The organism is Stenotrophomonas sp. 05L413 (assembly GCF_056397945.1).
In genome coordinates this window covers 242,590-268,802 of the sequence record NZ_JBFTOL010000006.1, presented here as the reverse complement: position 1 = coordinate 268,802, position 26,213 = coordinate 242,590, and the positions used below count along the sequence as shown (strand labels likewise).

Below are 26,213 nucleotides of genomic sequence, written 5' to 3'. Positions count from 1 at the left end.
AATAAACAGCGTCGATACATCGTATTTATTGGTAAGGCTGCGCGCAATAAGCTCAGGGCCGTCGTCGCGCTATTGGAGTCCGTGATGTCCCGCTTGCCCTCCCTGTATATCTCCCACGGCTCGCCGATGACCGCGCTCAACCCCGGTCTGGTCGGCGAGCGCCTGGCGGCCCTGGCGGCGCGCCTGCCGCGTCCGCGCGCGATCGTGATGGCCTCGGCGCACTGGCTGACCCATCAGCCGGCGGTGGGCGGGCATGCCCAGCCGCCGACCCTCCATGATTTCGGCGGTTTTCCGCAGGCGCTGTTCGATCTGCAGTACCCGGCGCCGGGCGACCCCGCGCTGGCGCAGGAGATCGCGCAGCGGCTGACCGCGGCCGGCCTGCCGACCGCGATCGACCCGCAGCGCGGTCTCGACCACGGTGCCTGGGTACCGCTGCGCTTTCTGTACCCGCAGGCGGACATCCCGGTCGTACCGCTGGCTATCCAGCCGTTGCTTGGGCCGGCCCATCAGTTCGCACTGGGCCGCGCGCTGGCACCGCTGCGCGAGCAGGGCGTGCTGTTGATCGGCTCAGGCAGCATCACCCACAACCTGCACGATTGGCGCAGCTACCCGGACGGCAAGGAAGCGCCGTATGTACGGCCCTTCATCGAGTGGGTGGAGCAGCGCCTGCAGGCCGATGACAGTGCCGCCTTGCTGGACTACCGCCGTCAGGCCCCGTACGCCGTGCAGGCGCACCCGAGCGACGAGCACCTGCAACCGCTGCACGTCGCGATGGGCGCGGCCGGTGGCGATGCGCTCGGCGCGCAGCGTATCGATGCCGGGATTGATGCCGGCTTCCTGGCGATGGACATCTATCGCTTCGACGGCGCCGACGCGCAGCAGCGCGCCGCATGAGTGCCGTGCTGTCCGCGAACTGAGCCTGGCGCGCCCCGCGCATTCGCGTGGCGGCGCACGTGTGGTACGTTTTTTCCTGTTTCCGGCGCCGGCTGCCTGCAGCCCCCCCCGCGCTGCTTACTGGAAAATGCATGCATACCATTGAAGTCGTCCTGGCGATGCTGGTGGCGGTGGTCGCCAGCGGCTACCTGGTCCGCGTATTGCCGTTGTCGCTGCCGCTGCCGCTGGTGCAGATCGGGCTGGGCGCGGTCATAGCCGGGGTGTTCAACCGCGGCCACGCGCTGGAGCCGGAGATGTTCTTCCTGCTGTTCCTGCCGCCGCTGCTGTTCCTGGATGGCTGGCGCATCCCCAAGCAAGGCCTGTTCCGCGATAAAGGCGTGATCCTGGAGCTGGCCTTCGGGTTGGTGGTGTTCACCGTGATCGGGGCCGGCTTCCTGATCCATTGGATGATCCCGGTGATGCCGCTGGCGGTGGCGTTCGCGCTGGCCGCGATCATCTCGCCGACGGACCCGGTGGCGGTCAGTTCGATCGCCTCGCGCGCGCCGATCCCCAAACGGCTGATGCACATCCTGGAAGGCGAGTCGTTGCTCAACGATGCCTCCGGCCTGGTCTGCTTCCGCTTCGCGGTGGCGGCGGTGATGACCGGCTCGTTCTCGCTGGCGACCGCCTCGCTGACGTTCCTGTGGGTGGCCGTGGCCGGGCTGGCGATCGGTGTCGCGGTGACGCTGGGCGTGTCCACCTTCCAGCGCTGGCTGTGGCGGCGCTTCGGCGAGGAGCCGGGCGCGGCGCTGCTGGTCAACCTGTTGATTCCCTTCGCGGCCTACCTGCTGGCCGAAGAGTTCAACGCCTCGGGCATCCTCTCGGCGGTCGCTGCGGGCATCACGATGAGCTATGTGGAACTGAGCGGCCGCGTGTCCGGCAGCATGCGCGTGCAGCGCACGGCCGTGTGGAACATGCTGCAGTTCAGCTTCAACGGCATCATGTTCGTGCTGCTCGGCGAGCAGCTGCCGGGCATCGTGGAGCGCGCGATCAAGACGGTCAGCGAAAGCGGGCATCACAGCGCGTGGTGGCTGCTGGTCTACGTGGTGGTGATCAATCTGGCGCTGGTACTGCTGCGCCTGGCCTGGGTGTGGCTGTCGCTGCGCTGGAGCCTGCTGCGCGCGCGCCATCGTGGCGAGGCGCGGCAGGGCACGTCCTGGCGGATCGTGGTGGCCACCTCGGTGGCGGGTGTGCGCGGTGCGATCACCCTGGCCGGCGTGCTGACGCTGCCGCTGTTCCTGCCCGATGGCAGTGCCTTCCCGGCGCGCGATCTGGTGATCTTCCTGGCCGCGGCAGTGATCCTGATCTCGCTGGTCGGCGCCAGCATCGCGCTGCCCCGCCTGCTCAAAGGGCTGGAACTGCCGGCCGATTCGGGCGAACGCAAGGAAGAGGATCTTGCCCGCAAGCTCGCCGCCAAGGCCGCGCTGGCCGGTGTGGAGCGCACGCGCCAGCAGCTGGTGCAGAACCAGACCACCGAGAACGTGCAGCTCTACAACGACGCCGCCTCACGGGTGAGCCTGCTGTACCAGCGCAACCTGGAGAAGGACGCCGGGCCGGATGCCGATCCGGACAAGGTGAAGCGGATGGAGCAGGGCTACCGCCAGCTGCGCACCGCCGGGCTCACCGCCGAGCGCGAAGAGCTGTTCCGCCTGACCCGGCGCGGCAAGATCTCCGATGAGATCTCGCGCAGGCTGATCCGCAATCTGGATCTGCTGGAGACGCGGCAACGCGATTGAGGCCGCACCGTGCCACGGGTGGAGCCACCCCATGGGTGGCTCTACCCTGGCACACGTGGATCAGGCGTCTCCGGCAACCGTGGGATCAGGCGTCCGGCTTCTGATCCAGGAAGTAGGCCACCACGGTGCCCTTGATCTTGATCGTCATCGGGTTGCCGCGGCGGTCGCGGGCCTTGCCGGCCTGCACGCGGATCCAGCCTTCGCTGACCGAATACTCTTCAACGTTGTCGCGCTCGACATCGTTGAAACGGATGCCCACGCCGCGCTCCAGCGCAGCGGCATCGTGGAAGGGGCTGGCCGGGTTGATCGCCAGGTGATCGGGAGGGGTATCGCTCATGGTCACAGGATGCTGACGACCACCAAGGCCGCCTTCTGCCGTACAGGATAAACCGCAGCGGGCCCTGCGCCGAATTTCGCTTCCTGCCAACGCCCTTGCACGGCAGAATGCGCCCCTGTCTCCAGGAATACCGGCCATGCCCGACAACAGCGATTATTTCGACTTCGAAGAAGAGGAACGCGATTTCGACGAGGACGATTTCGAGGCGCGGATCTGGAATCTGTTCGTGCTGATCAACCCGGGCGATGAAGAACTGGCCCTGCAGCAGTTCAACCGCTGGCGCGAGGCGCTGCTGGAGAGCGGCGAAGGCATCGATGAGGACGCCGACTGGCTGCCGCCGATGATGGCGGCGATCGCCTGGCAGTCCGGGTTCGAGGTGGAGCGCAGCGATGCCGATGCGCTGATGTCGGCGGTCAACGAGCTGTCCGCGCGCTGGAACCTGCAGATCGACTGGGGCGGCGACCTGGACGATGAGGATTTCGCCGCCGGGGTGGATGCCCCGATGCTGATGGGCACCGCCCATGACCGCCTGCGCGAGCACAACTACGCGCTGTGGAGCGTGGATACCGGCAATGACACCCTGGCCGGGTGGATGGCGCTGAACCGCGATGACGATGCGATGCTGGCGCTGTGCTCGCTGCTGGGCGTGGAAGTGCGGCCGGGCAGCGATCCGTTCTGAGGGCGCGATTGCGGTCTGCGTGTGCCGACCAACGGTCGGCACCTACGCCTGATACTGGCCGCGCGCGTTTGAGATCACGGCTTTGACCAGCGCACGGTCCGTATGCCGTGAGATGGCCTGTGCGCCCAGGGCAATGGCCTGCAGGCGCAAGGGGGCGGGCACGTCGTAATGCGCCCCGCTGCGGCGGTTCTGGAACGCCCGCCGCGGAATCCCGAGCTGCGCCGCCATGGCGTGCAGCTCGGGCAGGGTGTCGGCCATCAGATGCGCCCAGCGCTCGCCGCGCCAGGGATGTACCGCATCGTCGATATAGACCGTCACCGGATCGCCGTGGCTCAGGCCTGCGGCTTGTCGTCGCTGGCGGCCGGGGCCGGCTCGCCATCGGCTTCGGCTTCGGCAGCAGCGTCGGTCACGATCTCGGCGTCTTCGGCCTCGTCGTCACCTTCGCCTTCCACGCCTTCGAACTCGGAGACCAGCTGCGACAGGTACTCGTCGGCGGTCTTGCCTTCGTCAGCGGCGAGGTCGTCGATCAGCTGCTGCAGCTGGGTCGAGTATTCCAGGTTGACCTTGCGGCCTTCCTTTTCCTGGACGTTGGACAGGTGCTTGAGCATGGCCAGCATCGGGACCGGGTTGTCGGCGTTGCCCATGGTCTGGCCGCCGATGGCCAGCAGCCACTCGGTGCCCTGCAGGCCGATCGCAGCGACGACCTGGCCTTCTTCGTTGGTCAGCACGGCATGGTTCTGCACCGGCTGCTGGGCGTTGAGGCGGTTGATCGGGCGCTTGGGCTGCTGCTTCTTGCGCTTGTCGCGCTTGGCCTTGGACTGCTTGGACATGGGTGCGGTCTATCTACAAAAGGAAGACCCCATTGTAGTGCCGGCCGCCGGCCGGCTCCACGGATTCCCTGAATTTCCCTCTGCAGCTGCCGCCGCGCCGCTCAAGGCGCGACAGCCGGCGCCAGCGTCGCCTGGATATCGGCGTCGGCAGCGGTGGGCGACAGCGCCACTTCCTGCCCGGCACCGGCCAGGGCCGCCGCTTCGGCCGCCTTGGTCATCACCACGATGCTGATCCGGCGGTTGATCGGGTTGTCCGGCTGGGTCTTGTCGAACAGCACCGAGGAGGACAGGCCGACCACACGGGTCACCTTGTCTTCGGTCATGCCGCCATCCAGCAGTGCACGCCGGGCGGCGTTGGCGCGATCGGCACTTAGCTCCCAGTTGCTGTAGCCGTGGGCGGCGTTGTAGGCGGTGATATCGGTATGGCCGGTGATGCTGATCCGGTTCGGCACGTGATTGATGAACTGCGACAGCTCGCGCAGGATCTCGCGCGTATACGGCTTGAGCGAGGCGCTGCCCATGTCGAACATCGGGCGGTTCTGCTTGTCCACGATCTGGATGCGCAGGCCTTCGGGAGTGAGGTCGAGCAGCAGCTGGTCCTTGAACGGCTCCAGTGCCTGGCTCTTGCTGATCGCTTCTTCCAGCTCCTGCTTGAGCGCTTCCAGCTGGCGTTTTTCGCGCTCGCGCTCGTCTTCCTGCGGCACCGGCCTGGAGGCCTGCTGGTTCTGGAAGGGATCGTTGCTGTTGCCGCGCGAGATGTCGGTCGCGCCGCCCAGCTTGATCATCGAGGTACTGGCGCCGCCCGGGCCGGCCATGCCCGGGGCCGGGGTGGAACTGCTGCCGGCCAGCGGGCTGGGGTTGCGGAAGTACTCGGAGACCGCCGCGCGCTCGGGCTTGCTGGTGGCGGCCATCAGCCACAGCACCAGGAAGAAGGCCATCATCGCGGTCACGAAGTCGGCATAGGCCACCTTCCAGGCACCGCCATGGTGCGCGGCGTGGCCGGCCTTCTTGACCCGGCGGACGATGACGGTGGGTTTGGTCTCGGCCATGGCGCTGCCTTACTTGACCGTCTTGAGGTGCTGTTCGAACTCGCTGAAGCCCGGGCGCACGTTGGACGGCAGGGTCTTGCGGGCGAATTCCAGGGCGATCTTCGGGTTGTAGCCGCGCAGGCAGGCCAGCAGGGCGGTCTTGACCGATTCGTAGATGCGCGCGTCCTGTTCGGCACGGGCTTCCACGGCCGAGGCCAGCGGGCCGACGAAGCCATAGGCCAGCAGGATGCCCAGGAAGGTACCGACCAGCGCGCCGGCGACGTGCGCACCGACCTCGGTGATTTCCCCGCCGATCGAACCCATCGTGATCACGATGCCCAGCACTGCGGCGACGATGCCGAAGCCAGGCAGGCCGTCGGCGACCTTGTTGAGCACGGCGGCCGGCTGCATCGCCTCGCCGTGGTGCTTCTCCAGCTCCAGCTCCAGCAGCGGTTCCAGCTCGTGCGGCTCGATGTTGCTGCCGATCATCAGGCGCAGGCAATCGGTGATGAAGTCGACCAGGTGGTGGTCGGCCTGCACCTTGGGGTAATTGGCGAAGATGCTGCTCTCGGCCGGGCGCTCGACGTGGTCTTCCAGCGCCATGAAGCCTTCGCGCCGCGCCTTGTTGAGCAGTTCGTAGAGCAGGCTGAGGACGTCGATGTAGTCCTGCTGCTTGTAGCGCGGGCCCTTGAACACGCCCACGGTGGCCTGCAGGGTCTGCTTCACGGTTTTGACCGGGGTGCCGACCAGGAACGCGCCCAGCGCCGCACCGCCGATGATCACCAGTTCATAGGGCTGCCACAGCGCGCCGAGTTTGCCGTGCGCGCCGACATAGCCGCCCAGCACGCTGAGGATGACGACGAGAAGTCCAACGATGATGAGCATGGGGCCGACGCGGGAAGGGGATACCTCCATGTCGGCCCCTTCACACCTTTTCTGAAGGGGGGCGGTCGCTCGATGTCACACTTTTCCGGATTCAGGCGGCCGGCTCGGCTTCCGCACCACCGCGCTGCAACGGATCCGGATAGGCCTGTCCGTTGGGCGTGAACGATAGCGAGACCGAGTTCAGGCAGTGGCGTTCATGGGTCGGCGGCGGGCCATCCGGGAAAACATGGCCGAGATGGCTGTCACACCGCGCACAGACGATCTCGGTGCGGACCATGCCATGGCTGGCGTCGCGGATCTCGCGGACATGGGCCGGATCGAAGGGCGCGAAGAAGCTCGGCCAGCCGGTGCCGGAGTCGAACTTGGTGCTGGAGCGGAACAGCGGCAGGCCGCACAACCGGCAGCCGTAGACCCCGTCCTGCTTGTTGTCCAGGAAGACCCCGCAGAACGGTGCTTCGGTGCCGTGATGCAGCAGCACGCGCTGCTCATCGGCGCTGAGGCCGGCCACCAAGGCCTGGCGCTGGGCGTCGGTAGGCGGGGAAAGGTCGAAAACGGTCATGGGGAGTCCTCGTGGGGATGCACTCTACATTGGGTCGTGGGCGGGGCGTTCCAAGCGGGCGACATTCATCGTGCTGATACCCGTGGCGGTGCATGGTGAAGACCTGAACCGCCGCCGGGAGATCGCCATGTACCGCCCACGTCGCCTCGCCGCTGCCTTGCTGGTGCTGCTGCCGTTGACCGCGGCCGCGCAGATCGGCCCGCCGCCCACCCCCACCGCGACGCGGCCGGTGGTCACGCCGCAGCGCGCGCCACAGCCCCCGGCCGTGCAACCGGTGCCGGTCGACAGCCTGTCCGACAGGATGGCCCCGGTGAAGTCGTCCTCGCAGACCCAGCAGCAACTGCGCACGCACCCGATCCAAAGCAAAGGCCCGGCGCAGCCCGCACCGATGCAGGGTCCGGCCGTGCAGAGCAAGGTCTACGACCGCCACGGCCGGATCCTTCCGGGGGTCAAGCAGGTAGGCCCGAACCGCGTGCTTGATACCCGCACCGGCCGCTATTACGACGCCGTCCCCAGCGGTGACGGTCAACAGATCAAGCCCTGACTGTTGGAGTGGCAGGCCGGCAACATGAATGGTTTACATCGCTGCCCGCGCAGTCATCCCCGTCAACGCAAGGCCTCACTGTTTTTTCGCCTGTGATTAACCGGATCGGCGGGACCCTGTACACGCGCCGCAACACAGGCGCATCCCCCGAGGTTTTTCGAGAAGAGTGCAATCATGGCTAACCAGCAGAACCGCAGTCCCGGCAAGACGCCGCAGGAGCAGCAGGGCAGTCAGCAACAGAACCAGAAGCCCGGCCAGCAGAACCAGCAGCAGTGGGACCAGCAGAATCAGAAGGGCGGCAAGCAGCAGGACCAGAAGCATCAGGACCAGAAACAGCAGCGCTGATGCGCTTGGCGCAATGAACGAAGGCGGTGCGCACATGCGCGCCGCCTTTTTGCGTTTCAGCCACGCAGCTCAGCACGCGACCGGATCAATCGGGAATCGGCAGGGTCAAAGTTTCCTTGACCTCTTCCATCACGATGTAGCTCTTGGATTCGCGCACGTGCGGCAAGGTCAACAAGGTGCTGCCCAGCAGCTTGCGGTACGAGGCCATCTCGCTGATGCGCGCCTTGAGCAGGTAGTCGAAGTCGCCCGAGACCAGATGGCATTCCAGCACGTTGGGCAGCTTCAACGCCGCGCGCCGGAACTCTTCGAAGATGTCGCCGGATTTGTAGGCCAGGCTGATCTCCACGAACACCAGCAGGCTGGCCTTGAGGTAATGCGGATCGAGCTTGGCGTAGTAGCCGGTGATGGCCCCGTCGCGCTCCAGCCGGCGCACGCGCTCGGTGCACGGCGTGGTCGACAACCCGACCCGCTCGCCCAGTTCCGTGAAGGAGATCCGGCCCTCGGCCTGCAGGATGCGCAGGATCTTGCGGTCGATCTTGTCCAGTTCGCGGGCGCGCGTGGCCATCGGCGTCAGCCTCTCGAGGATGTTGGCGAGACAATACCCTGCCTGATGCTGGAAAAACAGGCGAATTGATTGGTTGCGGCTGACTATACTTCCTCAATTATGGTCCCGGCGTGCTCCTGCGCAGGGAATGATCGGGTTGGAGGGGTGTCATGCGCGTTCTAGTCCTTGGCAGCGGTGTGATCGGCACGACCAGTGCCTGGTACCTGCGGCAGGCCGGGTTTGAAGTCACGGTCGTCGACCGCCAGCCCGGTCCGGCGCTGGAAACCAGTTTCGCCAACGCAGGCCAGCTGTCGTTCGGCTACACCTCGCCGTGGGCCGCGCCGGGCGTACCGCTGAAGGCGGTCAAGTGGCTGTTCTCCGAACATGCCCCGCTGGCGATCCGCCCGGGCCTGGACTGGCACCAGTACCGCTGGCTGGCGCAGATGCTGCGCAACTGCACGCATGAGCGTTATGCGATCAACAAAGCGCGCATGGTGCGCATGTCCGAATACAGCCGCGATTGCCTCAACGAGCTGCGCCGAGAGACCGGTATCGCGTTCGAAGGCCGCGACCTGGGCACGACCCAGCTGTTCCGTACCCAGCAGCAGCTGGATGCCTCCGCGCAGGACATCGAAGTGCTGGCCCAGTACGGCGTGCCGTATGAGGTGCTCGACCGCGACGGCATCATCGCTTACGAACCGGCACTGGCGGGCGTGGCCGACAAGCTGGTCGGCGCGCTGCGCCTGCCGCGCGACCAGACCGGCGATTGCCAGCTGTTCACCCGTCGCCTGGCGCAGATGTGCGTCGATGCCGGGGTCGAATTCCGTTTCGACCAGGACATCGCGGGCCTGCAGAGCGATGGCGACCGCATCACCGGTGTACGCATCGACGGCAAGCTGGAAACCGCCGATCACTACGTCGTCGCACTGGGCAGCTATTCGCCGTCGCTGGTTGCGCCGCTGGGCCTGCAGCTGCCGGTGTACCCGCTCAAGGGCTACTCGCTGACGCTGCCGATCACGGATCCTGCGATGGCCCCGACCTCGACCATCCTGGATGAAAGCTACAAGGTGGCCGTGACCCGTTTCGACGACCGCATCCGCGTGGGTGGCATGGCCGAGGTGGGCGGGTTCGACCTGTCGCTCTCGCCGCGCCGCCGCGCCACGCTGGAGAAGGTCGTGCGCGACCTCTATCCGGACGGCGGCGACCTGTCGCGCGCCGAGTTCTGGACCGGCCTGCGCCCCGCCACGCCGGACGGTACCCCGGTGGTCGGCGCCACGCCGTACCGCAACCTGTTCCTCAATACCGGCCACGGCACCCTGGGGTGGACCATGGCCTGCGGCTCCGGCCGCTACCTGGCCGACCTGATGGATGCCCGCCAGCCGCAGATCAGCACCGAAGGCCTGGATATCTTCCGCTACACCCACCATGCCGCGTCCGTCCGTCACCGTGAGCCGAGTTCATGCGCCCAGCCCGTGCGTTGATTGATCTGGACGCGCTGCGCAGCAATTACCGGCTGGCACGCGAACTGGGAGGCGGCAAGGCCGTGGCCGTGATCAAGGCCGATGCCTACGGGCACGGTGCAGTGCGCTGCGCGCGCGCGCTGCAGGCCGATGCCGATGGGTTCGGCGTGGCCTGCATCGAGGAAGCGCTGGAACTACGGGCGGCCGGCATCACCGGTCCGATCCTGCTGCTGGAGGGCTTCTTCGATGCCGGCGAACTGCCGCTGATCGTTGAGCACGACCTGTGGTTCGCCGTTGGCGCACCGTGGCAGGTCGAGGCGGTGGCCGCGTTCCAGACCACCGCCACGCTCACCGTGTGGTTGAAGCTGGATAGTGGCATGCATCGCCTGGGCCTGTGGCCGGACGAGTTCCGCGCCGCGCACGCCACGCTCAGTGCGCTGGCGCATGTAGGGCCGATGGTGCTGATGACCCACATGGCGCGTGCCGACGAACTGGACAGCCCGCGCACCCGCGAGCAGGCCGACGTCTTTGCCGCCGCCATCGAAGGCTTGGCCGGGCAGACCAGCCTGTGCAACTCGCCGGCACTGCTGGGCTGGCCGGAGGTGCGCAGTGACTGGGTGCGCCCGGGCCTGATGCTGTACGGGATCAACCCGATGCCGGCGCATACGGCGCTGACCGAGCGGCTGCGCCCGGTGATGACCATGCGGTCGAAAATCTTTGCCGTGCGCGACATCGCGGTCGGCGAGCCGGTCGGCTATGGCGCGCGCTTCGTCGCGCAGCGACCGACCCGGGTCGGCGTCGTGGCACTCGGCTATGCCGATGGCTACCCGCAGTTCGCGCCCAACGGCACCCCGGTGCGCATCGACGGCCAGTCCGGCATCGTGATCGGTCGGGTCTCGATGGACATGCTCACCGTGGATCTCACCCACCTGCCGCAGGCCGGGATCGGCAGCACGGTGACACTGTGGGGCGATGCGCCGCGCATCGAGGCCCTGGCGCCGCTGTGCGGGGTCAGTGCCTACCAGCTGCCGTGCGGCGTGAAGCGGGTGGTGCGCGAGTACACCGGCTGAGGGATGGCTCAGGTACTCGCCGTGGCCTCATTGCGCAGATCGCGCCGGATCCAATCATCCAGCAGGCGCTTCTCGTAGCGCAGCGGATCGGTGTCGCTCTGCCGGCCGATGTTGTGCAGGTAGCCGGTGTCCTGCAGCTTGCGCTCGCCTTCGCCGATCACCTTGCCCTGTGCATCCTTCAGGATGTAGGTCAGGGTCACGCGCGGGGGGTAGATATCGCGCATCACCCGGATGTCATTGGCGCGCGGGCCGTGCCACGGCTCGTAATCGCCGGCGCGCTTGATGTCGGTGAAGGTCACCTCCAGCGTCTGGCCGGGCTGCAGCGCCTTGCTGGCGGTGGTCTGCACGTATTTGGCCAGCTGCTGCACCCAGTCACCGCGTTCGGCTTCAAAGCGGTTGTTGCTCAGGCGGATCTCGGTGAACTGGGCCGGGTCGGTCCACGTCACCTGGACAGGACCCTCCGCCTTGAGGGCGCGCGGGGCCTGCGGGTCGGTCACGGTGCGCGGGGCCGCCGCGGCGCTGCCGATGAGCAGCAGGCCGGCCAGGGCCCCGGCGATCAGGGATGTGCGGTTCATGACAACTCCTGGGTCGCGATCACAAGTGGGATCAGGCACCCAGTGTGATCCTGATCCGGGTGAGGGACAATCCACGCGTGTATGCTCCGCCTCTGCGGTTGGCGCCAATTCACCCAGGCCGCCCCCGACCCACGGCGCTTGACGCTGCGAATACGCGCGTTGGCCGATCCTGTCCTCCTCTGTTTCGCCAGTTGCCTCATTGACGCCCTTGCCCAGCCTGCCCACCTCTACGTTGGAACGCGCCTCCTTCCTGGCTTCATCGCCGGATCCGGCCCTGTATCGCACGGTACTTGAGCGCCTGAATGCGGGGTTCTGCATCATCGAAGTGATCTTCGACGATGCCGGGGTGGGTGTGGACTACCGGTTTGTCGAGGTCAACGAGGCCTTTTCACGCAATACCGGGCTGAGCAACGTCTGCGGACAGCGGATGAGCAGCCTGCAACCCGGCCATGAATCCGACTGGTACCGCACCTATGGCGAGGTGGCGCGTAGCGGGCAGGCACGGCAGTTCGAGATGGAAGCGCGCGCGCTGAACCGGTGGTACTCGGTGGAAGCGGTCAGCGTGGGCGAGCCGGACGAGCCTCTGGTGGCCGTGGTGTTCTTCGACATCACCAATCGCAAGCACATCGAGGTGGAACTGGCCGAAAGCGAGGCGCGCTTCAGCGCGCTGGCCGATGGCCTGCCGATGCCGGTCTGGGTGCTGGATGAGCGCGGCCATTCGCGCTTCGTCAATAGTGCCTTCAGCGAGTTTTTTGGAGGCGATGAGCAGCGCGTGCCGGATGATGTCTGGCGTGGCCTGGTGCATCCCGACGATGCTTCGGTGTTCGATTACGAACTGCAGGAGGCGCTGAAATCGCAGCGCTCCATGCATGCGCTGGTCCGCGGCCGCCGCGCCGATGGCCAATGGCGCTGGCTGGAAATGAACGCGCGGCCGCGCTTCTCGCGGATGGGCCGTTTTATCGGCCTGGCCGGCAGCAGTCCGGATGTGACCGAGCGCCGCGAGATCGAAATGGCGCGCGAGGAACTGCTGCAGTCCGAACGTGCGGCGCGCAGCGCGGCCGAGAACATGGCGCGGTTGAAGGATGAATTCCTGGCCACGCTCTCGCACGAGCTGCGTACCCCGCTGACCACCATCCTGGGCTGGAGCGAACTGCTGCTGCAGCGCATCGACAACACCAGCCCGATGTACAAGGGCCTGGGCGTGATCGCCAACAGTGCGATGGCGCAGAAGCGGCTGATCTCGGACATGCTGGACCTCAGCAGCATGTTGCTGGGCAAGGTGCAGCTGGAAGTGGAAATGCTGGATCTGCGTGCGCAGCTGGAAGAGGCGATGCGCGCGCAGGAGCTGGTCGCCGAAGGCAAAGCGTTGTCGATGGAGCTGGTGATGCCTGACGAGCCCTGCCTGGTGCTCGGCGACGCCACCCGCCTGCAGCAGGTGCTGTGGAACCTGCTCTCCAACGCGATCAAATTCACCCCGGCCGAGGGGCGCGTGGTGCTGACCCTGGCTGCCGATGGCGGGCATTGGTCGATCACCGTGACCGATTCCGGTGACGGCATTGCGCCGGAGTTCCTGCGCCATCTGTTCAGCCGGTTCCGCCAGGCCGACGGCACCACCACACGCCGCCACGGCGGATTGGGGCTGGGGCTGGCGATCGTGCAACAGCTGGTGGAACTGCACGGCGGCGCGGTGGCGGCCAGCAGCGACGGCCACGGGCACGGGGCCAGCTTCAACGTGCGCCTGCCGCGCTATCAGCCGCAGGCCGATGGCCGCCCGTTGCGCGAAGTATTCAGCGGCCCGATCACCGAGCAGATCATCGAGCCGTATCCGCTCAAGGGCCTGCATCTGCTGGCCGTGGAAGACCAGCCCGAAGTGCTGGAGTACCTGCGGCGGCTGCTGGAAGAGCAGGGGGCCTCGGTCACCACGGCCTCCTCCGCCGGCGAGGCGCTGGCGCTGCTCAATGAGAATGGCCATGACGGCATCGATGCGCTGCTGACCGATATCGGCATGCCCGGCATGGATGGTTACGGGCTGGTACGCACCCTGCGCGACAACATGGGCGTCGAGCCGGAGGCATTGCCTGCTGTCGCGGTGACGGCGCTGGCACGTGCGGACGACCGCAAGCGTGCGTTGGCGTCGGGCTTCCAGGAGCATGTGGCCAAGCCGTATTCGGTGGCGCAGCTGGTCGCCGCTGTACGCGGTGTCCTGAGCGGTACGCGCTGAGTCCTGCGTTGGCGGCGTGTTGACGCCGCCGCGGGCACACTGGGGCGTACGCCACAGGAGTCGCCATGTCCCGTTACGCCCCCCGCATCCATACCGATCCGGCCGCCATCGCGGCGCTGGAAGCCCTGCTGCCACAGCTGCACGGCCAGACCCAGGTCGAACTCACGCTTGAGGATGGCAGCCGCCTGCTGGGCACCGTCGCGGTGCAGCCGACGCTGCAGCAGTACCGCGACGCCGAGGAGAACGAAGGGAGCAATGGCCAACTGCGGTTGGACGATCTGGATACCCCTGTGCAGCAGCACGTGGTGTGGCTGGACCAGATCACCGCCATCCGGCAGCTGCCCTACCGCGAGTGATCGCGGCGGGCAGGTGCGGGTGGGGCAGGGCTCAGTGGGTGAATTCGCTGGGTTCGGCCTCGAAGCGGCGCGCGTAGGCCCGTTCATCGGCGATCCGGGCTACCTCTTCATCGGCCAGGTCCGGGGCGCCATACACCGCATAGGCCACGCTGCCATCGGCGGTCTTGCCGACCTGATGCAGGCGGTAGCGGGAATGGCCGCCGCCGGTGTCTTCGGGGTAATGCACCGGTGGCTGGCTGCCCTCCATGTCCATCTCGCTGTTGTCGACTACGCCACCGACAAACAATGCACGCATGAGCCATCTCCACGGGAAGTGAGGCTCCACCCTGCCGGTTTGGATGTTGTCAGGGCATCAACAGGACGTTGAATAAACGCAAATCCGGGTGGGGCGGGGCGAACCGGTAGAATGGCGGCCTCTTTTCAAGATGTGCCCCCGCATGGCTGCCCAGCACGACGCTCCCCTGGAAACCCTGTTCCTGCCGTTCGCCAGTGGCGCACTGTCCTGGCCGGCCGGCCCCGTGCTGTTCCTGCGCGCCCGCGATGGCGCACCGCTGCGCGAGCACGCCCAGCCGGCGCAGCTGGTCTGCGAGCAGAGCTTCCGTCCGTTTGCCGACGCCTTGGAAGCCAGCGGCTGGACCGTGCGTGACGAGCAGCAGCTGGCCGGTGATGCCACCCGCTACGCCGTGGTGCTGGTGCTGCCGCCGCGCCAGCGCGAGGAAGCCAAGGCCCTGTTCGCCCGTGCGCTGGCCCTGACCGCCCCGGGCGGCATCGTGGTGGCCTGCCAGCACAACAACGAAGGCGCCCGCTCCGGCGAAGGCGACCTGCAGCAGCTGGCCGGGCTCGGCGGCAAGCTGACCAAGAACCACTGCCGTGCCTACTGGACGGCGCCGCTCAACGGCCAGCACGACGCCGCGCTCGCGCAGCGCTGGGCAACCCTGGACGCGCCGCGCGCGATCCTTGGCGGCCGCTTCCAGAGCCGCCCCGGCATCTTCGCCTGGGACCGCATCGATCCCGCCTCGGCGCTGCTGGTGGAGCAGCTGCCGGCCGATCTGGCCGGGCGTGGCGCCGATCTGGGCGCCGGCTTCGGTTATCTCTCGGCCGAAGTGCTGGCGCGCTGCCCGAACGTGACCGCGCTGGACCTGTATGAGGCCGAAGGCCGCGCGCTGGCGCTGGCCCGCGAGAACCTCGCCGCGCTCGGCAAGCCGGCGGCGCTGGCCTATCACTGGCAGGACGTCACCGCCGGGATCGAGGGCGAGTACGACTTCATCGTGACCAACCCGCCGTTCCACACCCCGTCGCGCGCGGATCGCCCCGACATCGGCCAGCGCTTCATCGCCGTGGCCGCGCAGGCGCTGCGCCCCGGGGGCCGGATGTGGCTGGTGGCCAACCGCCACCTGCCGTACGAGCAGATCCTCAACGAGAGCTTCGGCCAGGTCCGCGTGGCCGCCGAGCGCGATGGCTTCAAGCTGATCGAAGCGACCAAGGCCAGCAAGAGCGCCACGCCGGTCCGCACGCCGCGCAGCACCGAGCCGAAGTGGGGCCGCGGAGGCCGCGCATGAAGCTGGTCAAGCTGTTGGCCAACCTGGGCTATGGCAGCCGCAAGCAGGTGCAGGGGATGTTCCGTGCCGGCCTGATCACCGATGCCGAGGGCGAGGTGCTGTACGCCGATGACGCGGTCGCGCATGAGGCGATCCGGGTCGAGGGCGAGCCGCTGGACCCCCCGCAGGGGCTGACCCTGCTGTTGCACAAGCCGCGCGGCTACACCTGTTCGACCAAGGACAAAGGCCGGCTGATCTACGACCTGCTGCCGCCGCGTTACCGCGACCGTGCGCCGGTGTTGTCTTCAGTGGGCCGCCTGGACCGCGACACCAGCGGCATGCTGCTGATGACCGACGATGGCGCGCTGCTGCACCGGATCGTGTCGCCCAAGTCGCGCCTGGACAAGGCCTACGAGGTCACCCTGGCCGAAGACCTGCGCGGTGATGAAGCCGCGCGCTTCGCCAGCGGCGGTCTGCTGCTGGAATCGGACGACAAGCCGTTGTTGCCGGCCGAGTTGCACGTGAACGGCCCGCGCCAGGCGCAGCTGGTCCTGCACGAGGGCCGCTACCACCAGGCCCGCCGGATGTTCGCGGCGGTCGGCAACCACGTCGAGGCGCTGCACCGCAGCCGCATCGGCGGGCTGTCGCTGGGCGAACTGCCTGAAGGCGAGTGGCGCAGGCTGGATGCGGCCGATCTCGAGACGCTGTTCAACGTCCCATGAGTGCTTTCGCCGCGCTGCCGTTCCTGCCCGACGCCGTCATCTTCGACATGGACGGTCTGATGATCGACAGCGAACGGGTCTCGATCGCGTGCTGGTCGCAGGCCGCACAGGAAATGGCGCTGCCGTTCCCGGAGGGGTTCTGGCTGCGCATGGTGGGCCTGGGCGATCGCGACTGCGAGCGTCTGCTGCTGCAGACGGTGAATGCCGAGCAGGTCGCCGCGCTGTTCGCGCGCTGCCACGACCTGTACGAAGCGCGCACGCAGCAGGGGCTGCCGTTGCGCCCCGGCATCCTGGAGATCCTGCAGCTGCTGCACGAGCACGGCGTTCCGCGTGCGGTGGCGACCTCCACCCGCCAGCCGCGTGCCTCGCGCAAGCTGGCCGCCGCTGGGCTGCTGCCGTTCTTCGAGGTGGTGGTAACCAGCAGCGATGTGTCCCATCCCAAGCCCGCCCCGGACATCTACCTGCTGGCCGCGCAGAAGCTGGGCAAGGACCCGGCGCGCTGCCTGGCGCTGGAAGATTCCCCGGCCGGTATCCGCGCGGCCGTGGGTGCGGGCATGACCGCCATCCAGGTGCCGGACCTGGTGCATCCGGATGAGGAACTGCGTGCGCTGGGGCATCGCATCGTGGATTCGCTGCTGGATGCACGGCAGTTGTTGGTGCCGCTGCTGCCGGTGACCGGCGCGCGGTAACGAACGGCGTTGCCCGTTTGGACCACAAAAAAGCCCGGCACATGGCCGGGCTTTTTCATGCGGACACGGGCTGCAGTCAGAGGCGACTGAACACCAGCGCCGCATTCGTGCCGCCAAAGCCAAAGCTGTTGGACATCACGGTGTTCAGCTGTGCCGGCTGCGTCTCGCGCACGATCGGGAAGCCTTCCACCAGCGGGTCCAGCTCGCCGATGTTGGCCGAGCCGGCAATGAAGCCATCGCGCATCATCAGCAGGCAGTAGATCGCTTCGTGCACGCTCGCCGCACCCAGCGAGTGGCCCGACAGCGCCTTGGTCGAGGACAGCGGCGGAATGCTCTCGCCGAACACTTCGCGGACCGCCTTCAGCTCGGTGACGTCGCCCAGCGGGGTCGAGGTGCCATGCGTGTTGAGGTAGTCGATCGGGGCGGTGATGTGCTCCATCGCCATGTTCATGCAGCGCACCGCGCCTTCACCGGAGGGGGCGACCATGTCGGCACCGTCGGAGGTGACGCCGTAACCGACCAGCTCGGCATAGATGCGTGCGCCACGGGCCACGGCGTGGTCGTAGTCTTCCAGCACCAGCATGCCGCCGCCACCGGCGATGACGAAGCCGTCGCGGTCCTTGTCGTACGGGCGCGAGGCCGAGGCCGGGGTCTCGTTGAAGCGGGTCGACAGGGCGCCCATCGCATCGAACATCACGCTCATCGACCAGTGCAGGTCTTCACCGCCACCGGCGAACATCACATCCTGTGCGCCATGGCGGATCAGATCCGCGGCAGCGCCGATGCAGTGGGCGGAGGTGGCGCAGGCGGCCGACAGCGAGTAGCTCAGGCCCTTGATCTGGAACGCGGTGGCCAGGCAGGCCGACACGGTGGAGCACATCGTGCGCGGCACCATGTACGGGCCGACCTTGCGCACGCCACGGGCGCGCAGGATGTCGGCCGATTCCACCTGCCACTGGCTGGAGCCGCCGCCGGAGCCGGCGATCAGGCCGGTCCGCGGGTTGGCGACCTGCGCCTCGTCCAGGCCGGCATCGGCGATCGCATCGCGCATGGCGATGTACGCATACGCCGAGGCATCGCTCATGAAGCGCTTCACCTTGCGGTCGATCTGCGCGTCCAGGTCCAGCTCGATGTTGCCGCCAACGTGGCTGCGCAGGCCGGCTTCGGCGTGATCAGGCAGGTGGCGGATGCCGGCGCGGCCTTCGCGCAGTGCCGAGGACACGGTGTCCAGATCGTTGCCCAGGCACGAGGTGATGCCCATTCCGGTAATGACGACGCGACGCATCAGAAGTTCTCAGTGGAAGTGAACAGACCTACACGCAGGTCTTTGGCAGAGTAGATTTCGCGACCGTCGACGAGCATGCGGGCGTCGGACTGCGCCATCACCAGCTTGCGGTTGATGACGCGCGAGATGTCGATTTCGTAGGTAACGCGCTTGGCGCTCGGCAGTACCTGGCCGGTGAATTTGACTTCGCCGCAGCCCAGGGCGCGGCCACGGCCGGGCGCACCGATCCAGGTCAGGAAGAAGCCGGTCAGCTGCCACATGGCATCCAGGCCGAGGCAGCCAGGCATGACCGGGTCGCCGAGGAAGTGGCAGTCGAAGAACCACAGGTCAGGGCGGATATCCAGTTCCGCGCGTACCATGCCTTTGCCGTGTGGGCCGCCGTCCTCGCGGATATCGGTGATGCGATCGAACATCAGCATCGGATCATTGGGCAGGCGGCCGCTGCCCGGGCCGAACAGTTCACCGCGGGCGCTGGCCAGCAGCTGGTCGCGCGAGAACGCGTTGAGACGAGTCATGGAAAACGCAATCCTGAGGAAGTTGTCATCGGGGTGAGCCGACCACAGGTCGACTGCTCTTGCATGAAGCAAGTGCTCAAGAGTGCATGAGAAAAAGTGATTCAATCAAACGTTTTAACCGTACGCCGCCGTAGTGTTTTCAGGTTCAAAAACGCATGTTGTTGTTATCCAACAACCATACTGCGGCGTGTGGCTGTAATCTTGTTCATCTGAATTCGAGTGCCAACGCCCGTGTCCCGCCCCCGCAAGATCATTCACGTCGACATGGATGCGTTTTACGCGTCCGTGGAGCAGCGTGACGACCCTTCGTTGCGGGGCAAACCGGTGGTGGTGGCGTGGCGGGGCATGCGCTCGGTGGTGTGCGCAGCCTCGTACGAGGCGCGTGTGTTTGGCGTGCGTTCGGCGATGCCTGCGGTGCGTGCGGAGCGGCTGTGTCCGGATGCGGTGTTCGTGCCGCCGGATTTCGCCCGCTACAAGGCGGTGTCACGCCAGGTACGCGAGATTTTCCTGCGGCATACGGATCTGGTGGAACCGTTGTCGCTGGATGAGGCCTATCTGGATGTGACCGAGCACAAGGGCGGGATGACGGTGGCGACGGAGATCGCGCAGATCATCCGCGCGCAGATCCGCGAGGAGACGCAGCTGACGGCGTCGGCGGGGATCGCGCCGAACAAGTTCCTGGCCAAGATCGCCTCGGATTGGCGCAAGCCGGACGGGCAGTTCGTGGTGCCACCGCATCGTATCGAGCAGTTTCTGACGCCGTTGCCGGTGAACCGTGTGCCGGGCGTGGGCAAGGTGATGGCGGCCAAGCTGGCCGAGCTGGGCGTGGCGACGGTGGGTGATCTGCGTGCGCTGCCGCTGGAGGAACTGGAGGCGCGGTTCGGGACGTTTGGGGGACGGTTGTTCAATCGTGCGCGCGGTGTGGATGAGCGGCCGGTGGAGCCGGATCAGCCGGTGCAGTCGATTTCGTCGGAGGATACGTTCGCCGAGGATCTGTTGTTGGAGGATCTGGCGCCGGCGATCGTGCAGTTGGCGGAGAAGACCTGGCTGGCGACGCGCAAGACGGACCGCGTGGGGCATACGGTGGTGTTGAAGTTGAAGACGTCGCAGTTCCGGATCATTACGCGCAGTTTTACGCCGGAGTCGCCGCCGGATTCGTTGGAGGAGCTGCGCGATATTGCGTTGGGGTTGCGGGCGCGGGTGGAGTTGCCGTTGGAGACGCGGTATCGGTTGGTGGGGGTGGGGTTGGGGGGCTTCCGGGAGCGGGAGGTGGTGCGCCAGCCGGGGTTGTTTGATCATCTGGGTGATGGCTGACGGCTTTACTGTTTGCGGCAACGGCAACGGCAACGGCAACGGCAACGGCAACGTCAACAACTGATGCGCTGGTGTGCGGGTGGTGAGGGTTTGGGACGACGCGGGTGGGGTATCGGGACCCGCTGCAAGTACGTCCCTGTAAGCTCGTGTGTTGCCATCCATGGCAACACACGGTCCCGATACCCCACCCGCGCCGTCCCTCCGACACAGGTCGGTGCGCAGAGAGGAAACGCGTCGCGCTTTTCAATGTGCGCAATGACGTTGGCTTCTACGAATGCGCGATTACGGCCACTGCATTTCTCCCTTGGCTACTTTCGCGCTCAGTTCCAATGAGCTCTCGCCGGCCAGGTTCGGATAGCGTTTTTTCATGGCGGCGATCAGTGCGTTGGCATCTTTGCTGCGTGCGGTTTCTTCGTCGAAGGCGCGGATGTAGTTGGCGGTGAAATCCACGGCGCTGATGTCCAGGGCGGCATCGGCTGCGTAGTGGCCCGGGATGACGCGGGTGGGGTTCAGGGCTTTGATCGTGGCCAGTGTCTGCAGCCAGTGCGCGTGCGATTGGGCGCTTTGGGTGTCGGCCATCCAGACGTGTTCGCCGGCGACGATGGGGATGCCGCCGAGGAGGGTGCGCAGGGCGGGAATCCACAGGACGGTGCGGTCCGGGGTGGGGCCGGTGAGGCCGATGATCTTGATCGGTTGGCCTTCGAGGGTGAGGGTGTCGCCGTCCAGTGGGGCGGGGATGACGATGCGGCTCGGCTTGCCTGCGCCCATCTGGGGGCCCCAGAACGCGAGTTTGGCGGCCTGGGTGGCGTTGATGTGGGCGACGGTGGCGGGGGTGGCGAGGATGCGGGCGTCGGGGAAGGCGTCCTGCAGGGTGGCCAGGCCGAAGTAGTAGTCGGGGTCGCCGTGGCTGATGTAGATCGTGGTCAGGCGTTTGCCCGAGTCACGGATGCGCTGGACCAGCTGCGCGGCATCGGTGGCGGCGAACTGGGCATCCACGAGCATGGCGTCATGGCGGCCGGTGATCAGGGTGGAGGAAACCGCGAAGAGGGCGTCGTCTCCGGGGTGGTAGGGCTGCACTGCCAAGGGGGCGTCCTGCGCGGGTGCGTTCGCGGCGGGGCGGGCAGGGCTGGTAGCCGGGGTGAGGGCGGTGAGGCCGGTGATCAGAGCGAGGCTGAGGGCCAGGGTGGTGCGGGAGAGCGTGGGCATGGGGGCGGTTCCATCCAGTGCCCCGGCGGGGATCGCCGGGGCGGGCAGGGCTCAGTACGCGACGGTGGCGATCTGGCGCAGGTATTGCGGGGTTTCGATTTCGCTGACGAAGGCGTCGGCGTAGTCGGGGTAGCTGATCCGGCTGTGGCCGTCATCGCCGACCAGGAAGTTCTTCGCTTGGGTGCGGAAGCCGCCGCGCTGCGGGCCGGGGCCGATTTCGGCGGCCGGGGAGTAGAACGTCCAGTCGAGGTCGTCTACGGCGCGCAGCTGCTTCAGCGTCTCGCGGGCGGCCAGGGCGACCGGCTTGTAGGCATCCGGGAAGCCCTCGGTGTCCACCAGCTGCACACCGGGGGCGACTTCCAGGCTGCCGGCGCCACCGACCATGATGAAGCGGGGCACGCCGGCCTGGCGCGCCGCGGCGACCAGGGCGGCACTGGTGGTGGTCACCGTGGCGGGGTCATCGCCCGGGCGCGGGCCGAAGGCGCTGGCCAGGACGTCATGGCCGGCGATCACGGCGGCCAGCGCGTCTGTGTCATCCAGCGCGGCCACGGCCAGCTGGGCGCCGTCCAGTTCCGCCGGGAGGTCGGTCTCACGGCGGACGATGGCGGTGACCTGGTGGCCGCGGGCGAGGGCCTGGCGGGTGATTTCACGGCCGATGTTGCCGGTGGCACCAACGAGAGCGATTTTCATGGGGGAACGTCCGTTGAGGAAGGATGGCCAGCGTATGCCTCTGGAATCGAACGAAAAACCGCGTATAACGGCCTAATTTGTTGCACGGATCGATCAAATGGACCGGATGACTGCCATGAACGTGTTCGTCGAGGTAGCCGAGCGTGGCAGCCTGACCGCTGCGGCCGAGGCGCTGGAGATGTCGCGGGCGATGGTGACGCGCTATCTGGCCGAGGTGGAGCGCTGGCTGGGCGCGCGTCTGCTGCACCGGACCACGCGCCGGATCAGCCTGACGGGGCCGGGAGAAGCGGCGCTGCTTCGCTTCCGGCAGATGCTGGCGATCGGCGATGAACTGCACGCTGAGCTGGCCACTGACAACCCCGAGCCACACGGGCTGATCCGGGTGACCGCGAGTGTTTCTTTCGGGCAGCTCCACCTGGCCGCGGCGGTGGCCGAGTTCGTCAAACGCCATCCGCTGACGCGGGTGGAACTGCTACTCGTCGACCGGGTGGTGAATCTGGTGGAAGAGCGGGTGGACATCGCCGTACGCATCTCGCGCGCGATCGACCCGAGTCTGATCGCGCGCCATCTTGGGCCGTGCCGGTCGGTGTTGTGTGCGGCGCCGTCGTACGTGGCCGAGCGCGGTGCACCGGGCTCGGCCGATGCATTGGCCGCGCATAACTGCCTGACCCACCACTACGTGGGCAAGAGCGTGTGGCACCTGCAGCGCGACGGGCGACAGATCGCGGTGGCGGTGGGCGGCAACATCAGCGCCAATGAAGCATCGTTGCTGCTGGAAGCCGTACGCGCCGGTGCGGGTATCGCCATGTTGCCGATGTACCAGATCGCGCCGCTGCTGCGTTCGGGCGAACTGGTGGCCGTGCTGCCCGACTACGCGGTGGAGACGCTGGGGCTGCACGCCGTGTACGCCTCGCGCCGGCAGCTGCCGACGATCATGCGCAGCTTCCTGGATTTCCTGGTGGAGCGTTTCAGCAGCCCGCAGTTCCTGGCGTTGCTCTGAGTGCCTGGGGTCAACGGCGCATGAGCAGAGCCGTGGCGGTGCCGCCGTACAATGGGGCTCCCACGTCGTTGAAGTGAGTGTCGTCTTGTCGTATCCGTATCCGTTGGTGGTGTTCGATCTGGATGGCACGCTGGTGGACAGCGCGGCCGATATCGCCGAAGCGCTCAACCGCACGCTGCAGGATTGGCAGTTGCCGCGCGTGCCGGAGGCGACGGTGTTGACGTGGATCGGTGATGGCGTGCGGCGGCTGGTCGAGCAGGCGTTTACCGCGGCCGGCAGCGATATCGATCTGGACGAGGTGATGCCCGGTTTCATGCGGCACTACGAGGCGTGCCTGTTGCGCAGCCCGCGCCTGTTTGATGGCGTGACCGAGACGTTGGCGGCATTGCGCGAACGTTCGGTGACGCTGGCGATCTGCACCAACAAGCCGTCCGCACTGGTGGCGCCGCTGCTGCAGCACTTCGGTCTGCAGGACGTGTTCGCACTGGTGCTGGGTGGGGATTCCCTGCCGGAGCGCAAGCCGAATGGTGCGCCGTTGCGGCATATCGCGGCGCACTTCGACGTGGCTGTCGAGGCAGCGTTGATGGTGGGTGATTCGATCACCGATTACCGCGCGGCGGTGGATGCAGGCATGCCGGTGGCGCTGGTGCGCTATGGGTATCCGCGTGGGCTGGATCTGGACAACGTCGAGGCGGTTGCCGTGGTGGATGATCTGCGGGAATTGCTGGTGTTGTAAGGCGTTCGAGCGTGTGCCGACCAACGGTCGGCACCTACCAGGTTCAATGATTGTGCCGACCAACGGTCGGCACCTACCGGAGGTGGGACGGCGGCAGTGCCGCCGTCCAGATCCCTTACTTCGGCTGGTAACGCACGCTCAGGCGGTACTCGCGGCCGGGCTGGTTGTACCAGGCGACGGTTTCGTAGTCGCGGTCGAACACGTTGCTGACCCGGCCCAGTACGGACCAATCGCGGGTCAGCGCGTATTCCAGGCGCAGATCCACGGTGCCGTAGCCGCCCAGGCGCACGGTGTTGGCCGCATTGTCGTACCGCTTGCCGGCGCCGTTGGCGGTGAGGCCGGCGCGGAAGTCACCGAAACGGCGATCGACGTCCAGACGCGCGGTGTTCTGTGCGCGGCGGGCCAGCCAGTTGTCGAACTGCGCGCTGCCGTCGGTGCGGTTGCGCGGGTCGGTGTGGCTGAGTTGTGCGTTGAGGTCGAATCCGGCGACGGTGATCGCACCGGTCAGTTCGGCACCGCGGATGCGGGCCTTCTCGACCTGCGACATCATGAAGGTGGTCGCGTTGTAGGTGATCAGGTCATCGATGCGCGTTTCGTATACGTCCAGGCCCCAGCGCCAGCCATCACCCTGCTGGGCGATGCCGATGTTCGCGCTCTTGGATGTCTCCGGATCCAGGGTCGGCACGCCGCTCCACGGGTCGTAAAGGTCGCTGAAGGTCGGGGCCTTGAACGCGGTGCCGTAGCTGGCGTTGAGGCGGAACCCGCTGCCCAGCTCCAGGCCCCAGCCGAGGCTGCCGGTGGTGTGGTTGCCGAACTGCTCGTTGTCGTCGTTGCGCACGCTGGCCTGCAGGTGGTGCGCGCCGAAGCGGCCCTGGTACTGCACGAACACGCCGGTGTTGTCGCGGCTGTCGACCAGGTAGCCGGCGCTGCTGCCGTCCAGGTTGTCCTGGCTCCAGTCCACACCGGCGCTCAGCAGCTGGCCATCAGCGATGCTGATGTCGGCCTGCACCGAGGCACTGTCGCGGTGGGTCTGTGCATTGCCCAGCCAGGTATCACCGTTGAAGTTGTCCGATTCGTTATCGGCGCGGCCGACGTTGACCGTCAGGTTCAAGCGCTCGCTCGGCGTGTAGCGCAGCTTGCCGCCGAGTACCTGCTGCAGCGTTTCGGAGTAGTTGTAATAGCCGTCGTAATGGTTCTCGCCTTCGGCGCGCAGGGCGGTGCCCTCCACGCTCAACGTGTCCGTCAGGGCATAGCCACCGCGCAGGCTCATGGACAGGTTGCGGTAGCCATCGCGGTCGGGCTCGTCGGCGCCGCAGCCGGCGAAGGGCGACACCGAGCCACGGCAGGCGTTGATGCCATCGGTGTGCTGGTAGGCGATGTCGGTGCCGAACCAGCCACGCTCACCGCTGCCGCCGAAGCCACCGCTGGCCTCGCGCAGGCCGTTGCTGCCACCGCCGAGCTGCAGGTGCGGCGCGAACTGGCCGGCGTTGCGGCGGGTGAAAATCTGGATCACGCCGCCGATCGCATCGGCGCCGTACAGGCTGGACTGCGGGCCACGCACGATTTCGATGCGCTCGATCTGTGCCAGCGGCAGATCCTGGATCATCGCCAGGCCGAGGTCGCCCGTGTTGATGCGCACGCCATCGACCAGCACCAGGGTGTGGGCCGAGTTGGTGCCACGCAGGAACAGCGAGCTCTGCTTGCCCAGGCCGCCGCTGTTGTTGAGGTTGATGCCGGCACGGCCGCGCAGCAGATCCTGCAGCGACGGCGCCTGGCTGCGCTCGATCTCGGCGCGGTCGATCACCTGCGCCGGTGAGATGCTGTCCTGCAGGGCGATCGGGGTACGCGTGGCGGTGACCAGCACCTGGTCCAGCGCGGTGGCGTCGTCCTGTGCGGCGGCCAGCAGGGGCAGGGCCGAGAGCACGGCCAGGGAAAGAACGCGGGTTTGCAGCTTCATCGATGACTCCATGCACCGCGCACGCCCGCGCGGCAAGGGGTGGGGATGATCGCGCTGTAGGGAGGTTCGACGGTGGGCGGGCGCGCGCAGGCGCCAGCTTGCCGCCGCCATGCCCGCCGCATCGCAACCAGTCGTCTTCCAGGCCGGTCTCCGGGCTCGCGGGTCGATGGCGGTGCCATCGTGCCAGGCGCCTTCCCATGCCGGAGCACAGTGGCGTATTGCCTGGTGTTTCCACGCTTACCGTTGCGGGGGCAGCGCCGGAGTGGCGGCGTGGCACAGGGCCTGACGCGTCACCGGCTTCCCGTTTCAACCTGGCGGCATTGCAGCCCCAGGTCACCTGAAAGTGGGCGCAGTCTAAGCCATCCGCCGGGCCCATGGCGCGCACCGGTTAGAATGCGCCTCGCTTTTTCGATGTGATCTCCATGACCCCAACGTGGTTGCAGCACCCCGGCACCGACG

Annotated in this window: 29 protein-coding genes and 1 riboswitch; of the genes, 15 read left to right on the top strand and 14 right to left on the bottom strand. The window is 67.0% G+C overall.

Translation table 11 applies throughout. The annotated features are described in order from the left end of the window. The first annotated feature begins 84 nt into the window (after positions 1–84). Complete coding sequence (locus AC1DIQ_RS14985) at positions 85–894, top strand: dioxygenase family protein (RefSeq protein ID WP_152153021.1); 810 nt, start codon at positions 85–87, stop codon at positions 892–894. Between the two features lie 131 nt (positions 895–1,025). After that, positions 1,026–2,669 (top strand): Na+/H+ antiporter, encoded by a 1,644-nt coding sequence (locus AC1DIQ_RS14980; protein ID WP_121042433.1) that lies wholly within the window; start codon positions 1,026–1,028, stop codon positions 2,667–2,669. An 85-nt stretch (positions 2,670–2,754) separates the two neighbouring features. On the opposite strand, the gene AC1DIQ_RS14975 is transcribed toward AC1DIQ_RS14980, so the two are convergent. Further along, complete coding sequence (locus AC1DIQ_RS14975; protein ID WP_088432755.1) at positions 2,755–3,006, bottom strand: DUF3297 family protein; 252 nt, start codon at positions 3,004–3,006, stop codon at positions 2,755–2,757. 136 nt (positions 3,007–3,142) lie between these two features. On the opposite strand from AC1DIQ_RS14975, the gene AC1DIQ_RS14970 reads away from it, so the two are divergent. Then, a complete protein-coding gene (locus tag AC1DIQ_RS14970; RefSeq protein WP_121042435.1) occupies positions 3,143–3,685 on the top strand; it encodes a DUF6630 family protein in 543 nt (180 codons plus the stop codon). Between the two features lie 42 nt (positions 3,686–3,727). Here AC1DIQ_RS14970 and AC1DIQ_RS14965 read toward each other — a convergent pair whose 3' ends face one another. The 5 genes from AC1DIQ_RS14965 to msrB form a co-directional block, all read right to left on the bottom strand. Continuing rightward, a complete protein-coding gene (locus AC1DIQ_RS14965) occupies positions 3,728–4,003 on the bottom strand; it encodes a DUF4031 domain-containing protein (protein WP_121042437.1) in 276 nt (91 codons plus the stop codon). Positions 4,004–4,017: 14 nt separating this feature from the next. After that, complete coding sequence (locus tag AC1DIQ_RS14960) at positions 4,018–4,515, bottom strand: hypothetical protein (RefSeq protein ID WP_152153024.1); 498 nt, start codon at positions 4,513–4,515, stop codon at positions 4,018–4,020. Between the two features lie 101 nt (positions 4,516–4,616). Next, positions 4,617–5,564, bottom strand: coding sequence for a flagellar motor protein MotB (gene motB / locus AC1DIQ_RS14955; RefSeq protein ID WP_478050306.1), 948 nt, complete (start codon positions 5,562–5,564; stop codon positions 4,617–4,619). Between the two features lie 9 nt (positions 5,565–5,573). Next, positions 5,574–6,428, bottom strand: a complete 855-nt coding sequence (gene motA / locus AC1DIQ_RS14950) for a flagellar motor stator protein MotA (RefSeq protein ID WP_088432758.1) — start codon at positions 6,426–6,428, stop codon at positions 5,574–5,576. A gap of 91 nt (positions 6,429–6,519) precedes the next feature. Continuing rightward, the gene (gene msrB / locus AC1DIQ_RS14945) at positions 6,520–6,987 is read right to left on the bottom strand and encodes a peptide-methionine (R)-S-oxide reductase MsrB (protein ID WP_121042443.1); all 468 of its coding nucleotides are present in this window, start codon (positions 6,985–6,987) and stop codon (positions 6,520–6,522) included. 127 nt (positions 6,988–7,114) lie between these two features. Between msrB and AC1DIQ_RS14940 the strand changes: the two genes are divergently transcribed. Next, on the top strand, positions 7,115–7,531 hold the full coding sequence (locus tag AC1DIQ_RS14940; protein WP_121042837.1) for a classical arabinogalactan protein 4: 417 nt from the start codon (positions 7,115–7,117) through the stop codon (positions 7,529–7,531). Positions 7,532–7,705: 174 nt separating this feature from the next. Then, positions 7,706–7,876, top strand: a complete 171-nt coding sequence (locus AC1DIQ_RS14935) for a lana protein (RefSeq protein WP_121042445.1) — start codon at positions 7,706–7,708, stop codon at positions 7,874–7,876. 85 nt (positions 7,877–7,961) lie between these two features. Here AC1DIQ_RS14935 and AC1DIQ_RS14930 read toward each other — a convergent pair whose 3' ends face one another. After that, the gene (locus AC1DIQ_RS14930) at positions 7,962–8,441 is read right to left on the bottom strand and encodes an Lrp/AsnC ligand binding domain-containing protein (protein WP_046272909.1); all 480 of its coding nucleotides are present in this window, start codon (positions 8,439–8,441) and stop codon (positions 7,962–7,964) included. Between the two features lie 149 nt (positions 8,442–8,590). Here AC1DIQ_RS14930 and AC1DIQ_RS14925 point away from each other — a divergent pair, with 149 nt between their 5' ends. Together AC1DIQ_RS14925 and alr are read left to right on the top strand one after the other, a co-directional pair. Beyond that, on the top strand, positions 8,591–9,901 hold the full coding sequence (locus tag AC1DIQ_RS14925) for a D-amino acid dehydrogenase (protein WP_478050305.1): 1,311 nt from the start codon (positions 8,591–8,593) through the stop codon (positions 9,899–9,901). Continuing rightward, a complete protein-coding gene (gene alr, locus AC1DIQ_RS14920) occupies positions 9,880–10,950 on the top strand; it encodes an alanine racemase (protein WP_478050304.1) in 1,071 nt (356 codons plus the stop codon). The genes AC1DIQ_RS14925 and alr overlap by 22 nt, the downstream gene beginning before the upstream one ends. Positions 10,951–10,958: 8 nt before the next feature. Here the strand turns inward: alr and AC1DIQ_RS14915 are convergent, their stop codons facing one another. After that, positions 10,959–11,525: a DUF3016 domain-containing protein gene (locus AC1DIQ_RS14915; protein ID WP_282263381.1), complete on the bottom strand. Its 567-nt coding sequence runs from the start codon at positions 11,523–11,525 to the stop codon at positions 10,959–10,961. A 217-nt stretch (positions 11,526–11,742) separates the two neighbouring features. Here AC1DIQ_RS14915 and AC1DIQ_RS14910 point away from each other — a divergent pair, with 217 nt between their 5' ends. Both AC1DIQ_RS14910 and AC1DIQ_RS14905 read left to right on the top strand, forming a co-directional pair. Beyond that, the gene (locus AC1DIQ_RS14910) at positions 11,743–13,746 is read left to right on the top strand and encodes a hybrid sensor histidine kinase/response regulator (protein WP_259462196.1); all 2,004 of its coding nucleotides are present in this window, start codon (positions 11,743–11,745) and stop codon (positions 13,744–13,746) included. Between the two features lie 65 nt (positions 13,747–13,811). Continuing rightward, complete coding sequence (locus AC1DIQ_RS14905) at positions 13,812–14,102, top strand: DUF3247 family protein (protein WP_121042456.1); 291 nt, start codon at positions 13,812–13,814, stop codon at positions 14,100–14,102. Positions 14,103–14,133: 31 nt separating this feature from the next. Here AC1DIQ_RS14905 and AC1DIQ_RS14900 read toward each other — a convergent pair whose 3' ends face one another. After that, entirely contained in the window at positions 14,134–14,397 is a 264-nt protein-coding gene (locus tag AC1DIQ_RS14900) for a hypothetical protein (RefSeq protein WP_121042458.1), read from the bottom strand. A gap of 142 nt (positions 14,398–14,539) precedes the next feature. Between AC1DIQ_RS14900 and AC1DIQ_RS14895 the strand changes: the two genes are divergently transcribed. From AC1DIQ_RS14895 to AC1DIQ_RS14885, 3 genes are read left to right on the top strand one after another with little or no spacing between them, the layout of a single operon-like run. Then, positions 14,540–15,661 (top strand): class I SAM-dependent methyltransferase, encoded by a 1,122-nt coding sequence (locus AC1DIQ_RS14895; protein ID WP_152153033.1) that lies wholly within the window; start codon positions 14,540–14,542, stop codon positions 15,659–15,661. Further along, the gene (locus tag AC1DIQ_RS14890; protein WP_121042462.1) at positions 15,658–16,362 is read left to right on the top strand and encodes a pseudouridine synthase; all 705 of its coding nucleotides are present in this window, start codon (positions 15,658–15,660) and stop codon (positions 16,360–16,362) included. The genes AC1DIQ_RS14895 and AC1DIQ_RS14890 overlap by 4 nt, the downstream gene beginning before the upstream one ends. Then, positions 16,359–17,051, top strand: coding sequence for an HAD family hydrolase (locus AC1DIQ_RS14885; RefSeq protein WP_478050303.1), 693 nt, complete (start codon positions 16,359–16,361; stop codon positions 17,049–17,051). Before AC1DIQ_RS14890 ends, AC1DIQ_RS14885 begins: the two co-directional genes overlap by 4 nt. Before the next feature lie 76 nt (positions 17,052–17,127). Here the strand turns inward: AC1DIQ_RS14885 and fabB are convergent, their stop codons facing one another. Both fabB and fabA read right to left on the bottom strand, forming a co-directional pair. After that, entirely contained in the window at positions 17,128–18,336 is a 1,209-nt protein-coding gene (gene fabB, locus AC1DIQ_RS14880) for a beta-ketoacyl-ACP synthase I (RefSeq protein WP_121042466.1), read from the bottom strand. Then, on the bottom strand, positions 18,336–18,851 hold the full coding sequence (gene fabA, locus AC1DIQ_RS14875; protein WP_070471641.1) for a 3-hydroxyacyl-[acyl-carrier-protein] dehydratase FabA: 516 nt from the start codon (positions 18,849–18,851) through the stop codon (positions 18,336–18,338). Before fabA ends, fabB begins: the two co-directional genes overlap by 1 nt. A gap of 231 nt (positions 18,852–19,082) precedes the next feature. Here fabA and dinB point away from each other — a divergent pair, with 231 nt between their 5' ends. Then, positions 19,083–20,165: a DNA polymerase IV gene (gene dinB / locus AC1DIQ_RS14870; protein WP_478050302.1), complete on the top strand. Its 1,083-nt coding sequence runs from the start codon at positions 19,083–19,085 to the stop codon at positions 20,163–20,165. A gap of 282 nt (positions 20,166–20,447) precedes the next feature. Here dinB and AC1DIQ_RS14865 read toward each other — a convergent pair whose 3' ends face one another. Both AC1DIQ_RS14865 and AC1DIQ_RS14860 read right to left on the bottom strand, forming a co-directional pair. After that, complete coding sequence (locus AC1DIQ_RS14865) at positions 20,448–21,371, bottom strand: MBL fold metallo-hydrolase (RefSeq protein WP_478050301.1); 924 nt, start codon at positions 21,369–21,371, stop codon at positions 20,448–20,450. 51 nt (positions 21,372–21,422) lie between these two features. Further along, entirely contained in the window at positions 21,423–22,061 is a 639-nt protein-coding gene (locus tag AC1DIQ_RS14860) for an NAD(P)-dependent oxidoreductase (protein ID WP_478050300.1), read from the bottom strand. Positions 22,062–22,158: 97 nt separating this feature from the next. On the opposite strand from AC1DIQ_RS14860, the gene AC1DIQ_RS14855 reads away from it, so the two are divergent. Beyond that, entirely contained in the window at positions 22,159–23,061 is a 903-nt protein-coding gene (locus AC1DIQ_RS14855; RefSeq protein WP_478050299.1) for a LysR family transcriptional regulator, read from the top strand. An 85-nt stretch (positions 23,062–23,146) separates the two neighbouring features. Further along, on the top strand, positions 23,147–23,797 hold the full coding sequence (gph, locus tag AC1DIQ_RS14850) for a phosphoglycolate phosphatase (RefSeq protein ID WP_478050298.1): 651 nt from the start codon (positions 23,147–23,149) through the stop codon (positions 23,795–23,797). A gap of 115 nt (positions 23,798–23,912) precedes the next feature. Here the strand turns inward: gph and btuB are convergent, their stop codons facing one another. Next, positions 23,913–25,754, bottom strand: a complete 1,842-nt coding sequence (gene btuB / locus AC1DIQ_RS14845) for a TonB-dependent vitamin B12 receptor (RefSeq protein WP_478050297.1) — start codon at positions 25,752–25,754, stop codon at positions 23,913–23,915. 124 nt (positions 25,755–25,878) lie between these two features. Then, positions 25,879–26,110, bottom strand: a riboswitch (cobalamin riboswitch). Between the last annotated feature and the right edge of the window lie 103 nt (positions 26,111–26,213).

Bases quoted from the DNA above. Each gene is read 5' to 3' on its own strand.
- AC1DIQ_RS14985 (WP_152153021.1), top strand. From the start codon at position 85: ATGTCCCGCTTGCCCTCCCTGTATATCTCCCACGGCTCGCCGATGACC.
- AC1DIQ_RS14980 (WP_121042433.1), top strand. From the start codon at position 1,026: ATGCATACCATTGAAGTCGTCCTGGCGATGCTGGTGGCGGTGGTCGCC.
- AC1DIQ_RS14975 (WP_088432755.1), bottom strand. From the start codon at position 3,006: ATGAGCGATACCCCTCCCGATCACCTGGCGATCAACCCGGCCAGCCCC.
- AC1DIQ_RS14970 (WP_121042435.1), top strand. From the start codon at position 3,143: ATGCCCGACAACAGCGATTATTTCGACTTCGAAGAAGAGGAACGCGAT.
- AC1DIQ_RS14960 (WP_152153024.1), bottom strand. From the start codon at position 4,515: ATGTCCAAGCAGTCCAAGGCCAAGCGCGACAAGCGCAAGAAGCAGCAG.
- motB (WP_478050306.1), bottom strand. From the start codon at position 5,564: ATGGCCGAGACCAAACCCACCGTCATCGTCCGCCGGGTCAAGAAGGCC.
- motA (WP_088432758.1), bottom strand. From the start codon at position 6,428: ATGCTCATCATCGTTGGACTTCTCGTCGTCATCCTCAGCGTGCTGGGC.
- msrB (WP_121042443.1), bottom strand. From the start codon at position 6,987: ATGACCGTTTTCGACCTTTCCCCGCCTACCGACGCCCAGCGCCAGGCC.
- AC1DIQ_RS14940 (WP_121042837.1), top strand. From the start codon at position 7,115: ATGTACCGCCCACGTCGCCTCGCCGCTGCCTTGCTGGTGCTGCTGCCG.
- AC1DIQ_RS14935 (WP_121042445.1), top strand. From the start codon at position 7,706: ATGGCTAACCAGCAGAACCGCAGTCCCGGCAAGACGCCGCAGGAGCAG.
- AC1DIQ_RS14930 (WP_046272909.1), bottom strand. From the start codon at position 8,441: ATGGCCACGCGCGCCCGCGAACTGGACAAGATCGACCGCAAGATCCTG.
- AC1DIQ_RS14925 (WP_478050305.1), top strand. From the start codon at position 8,591: ATGCGCGTTCTAGTCCTTGGCAGCGGTGTGATCGGCACGACCAGTGCC.
- alr (WP_478050304.1), top strand. From the start codon at position 9,880: ATGCGCCCAGCCCGTGCGTTGATTGATCTGGACGCGCTGCGCAGCAAT.
- AC1DIQ_RS14915 (WP_282263381.1), bottom strand. From the start codon at position 11,525: ATGAACCGCACATCCCTGATCGCCGGGGCCCTGGCCGGCCTGCTGCTC.
- AC1DIQ_RS14905 (WP_121042456.1), top strand. From the start codon at position 13,812: ATGTCCCGTTACGCCCCCCGCATCCATACCGATCCGGCCGCCATCGCG.
- AC1DIQ_RS14900 (WP_121042458.1), bottom strand. From the start codon at position 14,397: ATGCGTGCATTGTTTGTCGGTGGCGTAGTCGACAACAGCGAGATGGAC.
- AC1DIQ_RS14895 (WP_152153033.1), top strand. From the start codon at position 14,540: ATGGCTGCCCAGCACGACGCTCCCCTGGAAACCCTGTTCCTGCCGTTC.
- AC1DIQ_RS14890 (WP_121042462.1), top strand. From the start codon at position 15,658: ATGAAGCTGGTCAAGCTGTTGGCCAACCTGGGCTATGGCAGCCGCAAG.
- AC1DIQ_RS14885 (WP_478050303.1), top strand. From the start codon at position 16,359: ATGAGTGCTTTCGCCGCGCTGCCGTTCCTGCCCGACGCCGTCATCTTC.
- fabB (WP_121042466.1), bottom strand. From the start codon at position 18,336: ATGCGTCGCGTCGTCATTACCGGAATGGGCATCACCTCGTGCCTGGGC.
- fabA (WP_070471641.1), bottom strand. From the start codon at position 18,851: ATGACTCGTCTCAACGCGTTCTCGCGCGACCAGCTGCTGGCCAGCGCC.
- AC1DIQ_RS14865 (WP_478050301.1), bottom strand. From the start codon at position 21,371: ATGCCCACGCTCTCCCGCACCACCCTGGCCCTCAGCCTCGCTCTGATC.
- AC1DIQ_RS14860 (WP_478050300.1), bottom strand. From the start codon at position 22,061: ATGAAAATCGCTCTCGTTGGTGCCACCGGCAACATCGGCCGTGAAATC.
- AC1DIQ_RS14855 (WP_478050299.1), top strand. From the start codon at position 22,159: ATGGACCGGATGACTGCCATGAACGTGTTCGTCGAGGTAGCCGAGCGT.
- btuB (WP_478050297.1), bottom strand. From the start codon at position 25,754: ATGAAGCTGCAAACCCGCGTTCTTTCCCTGGCCGTGCTCTCGGCCCTG.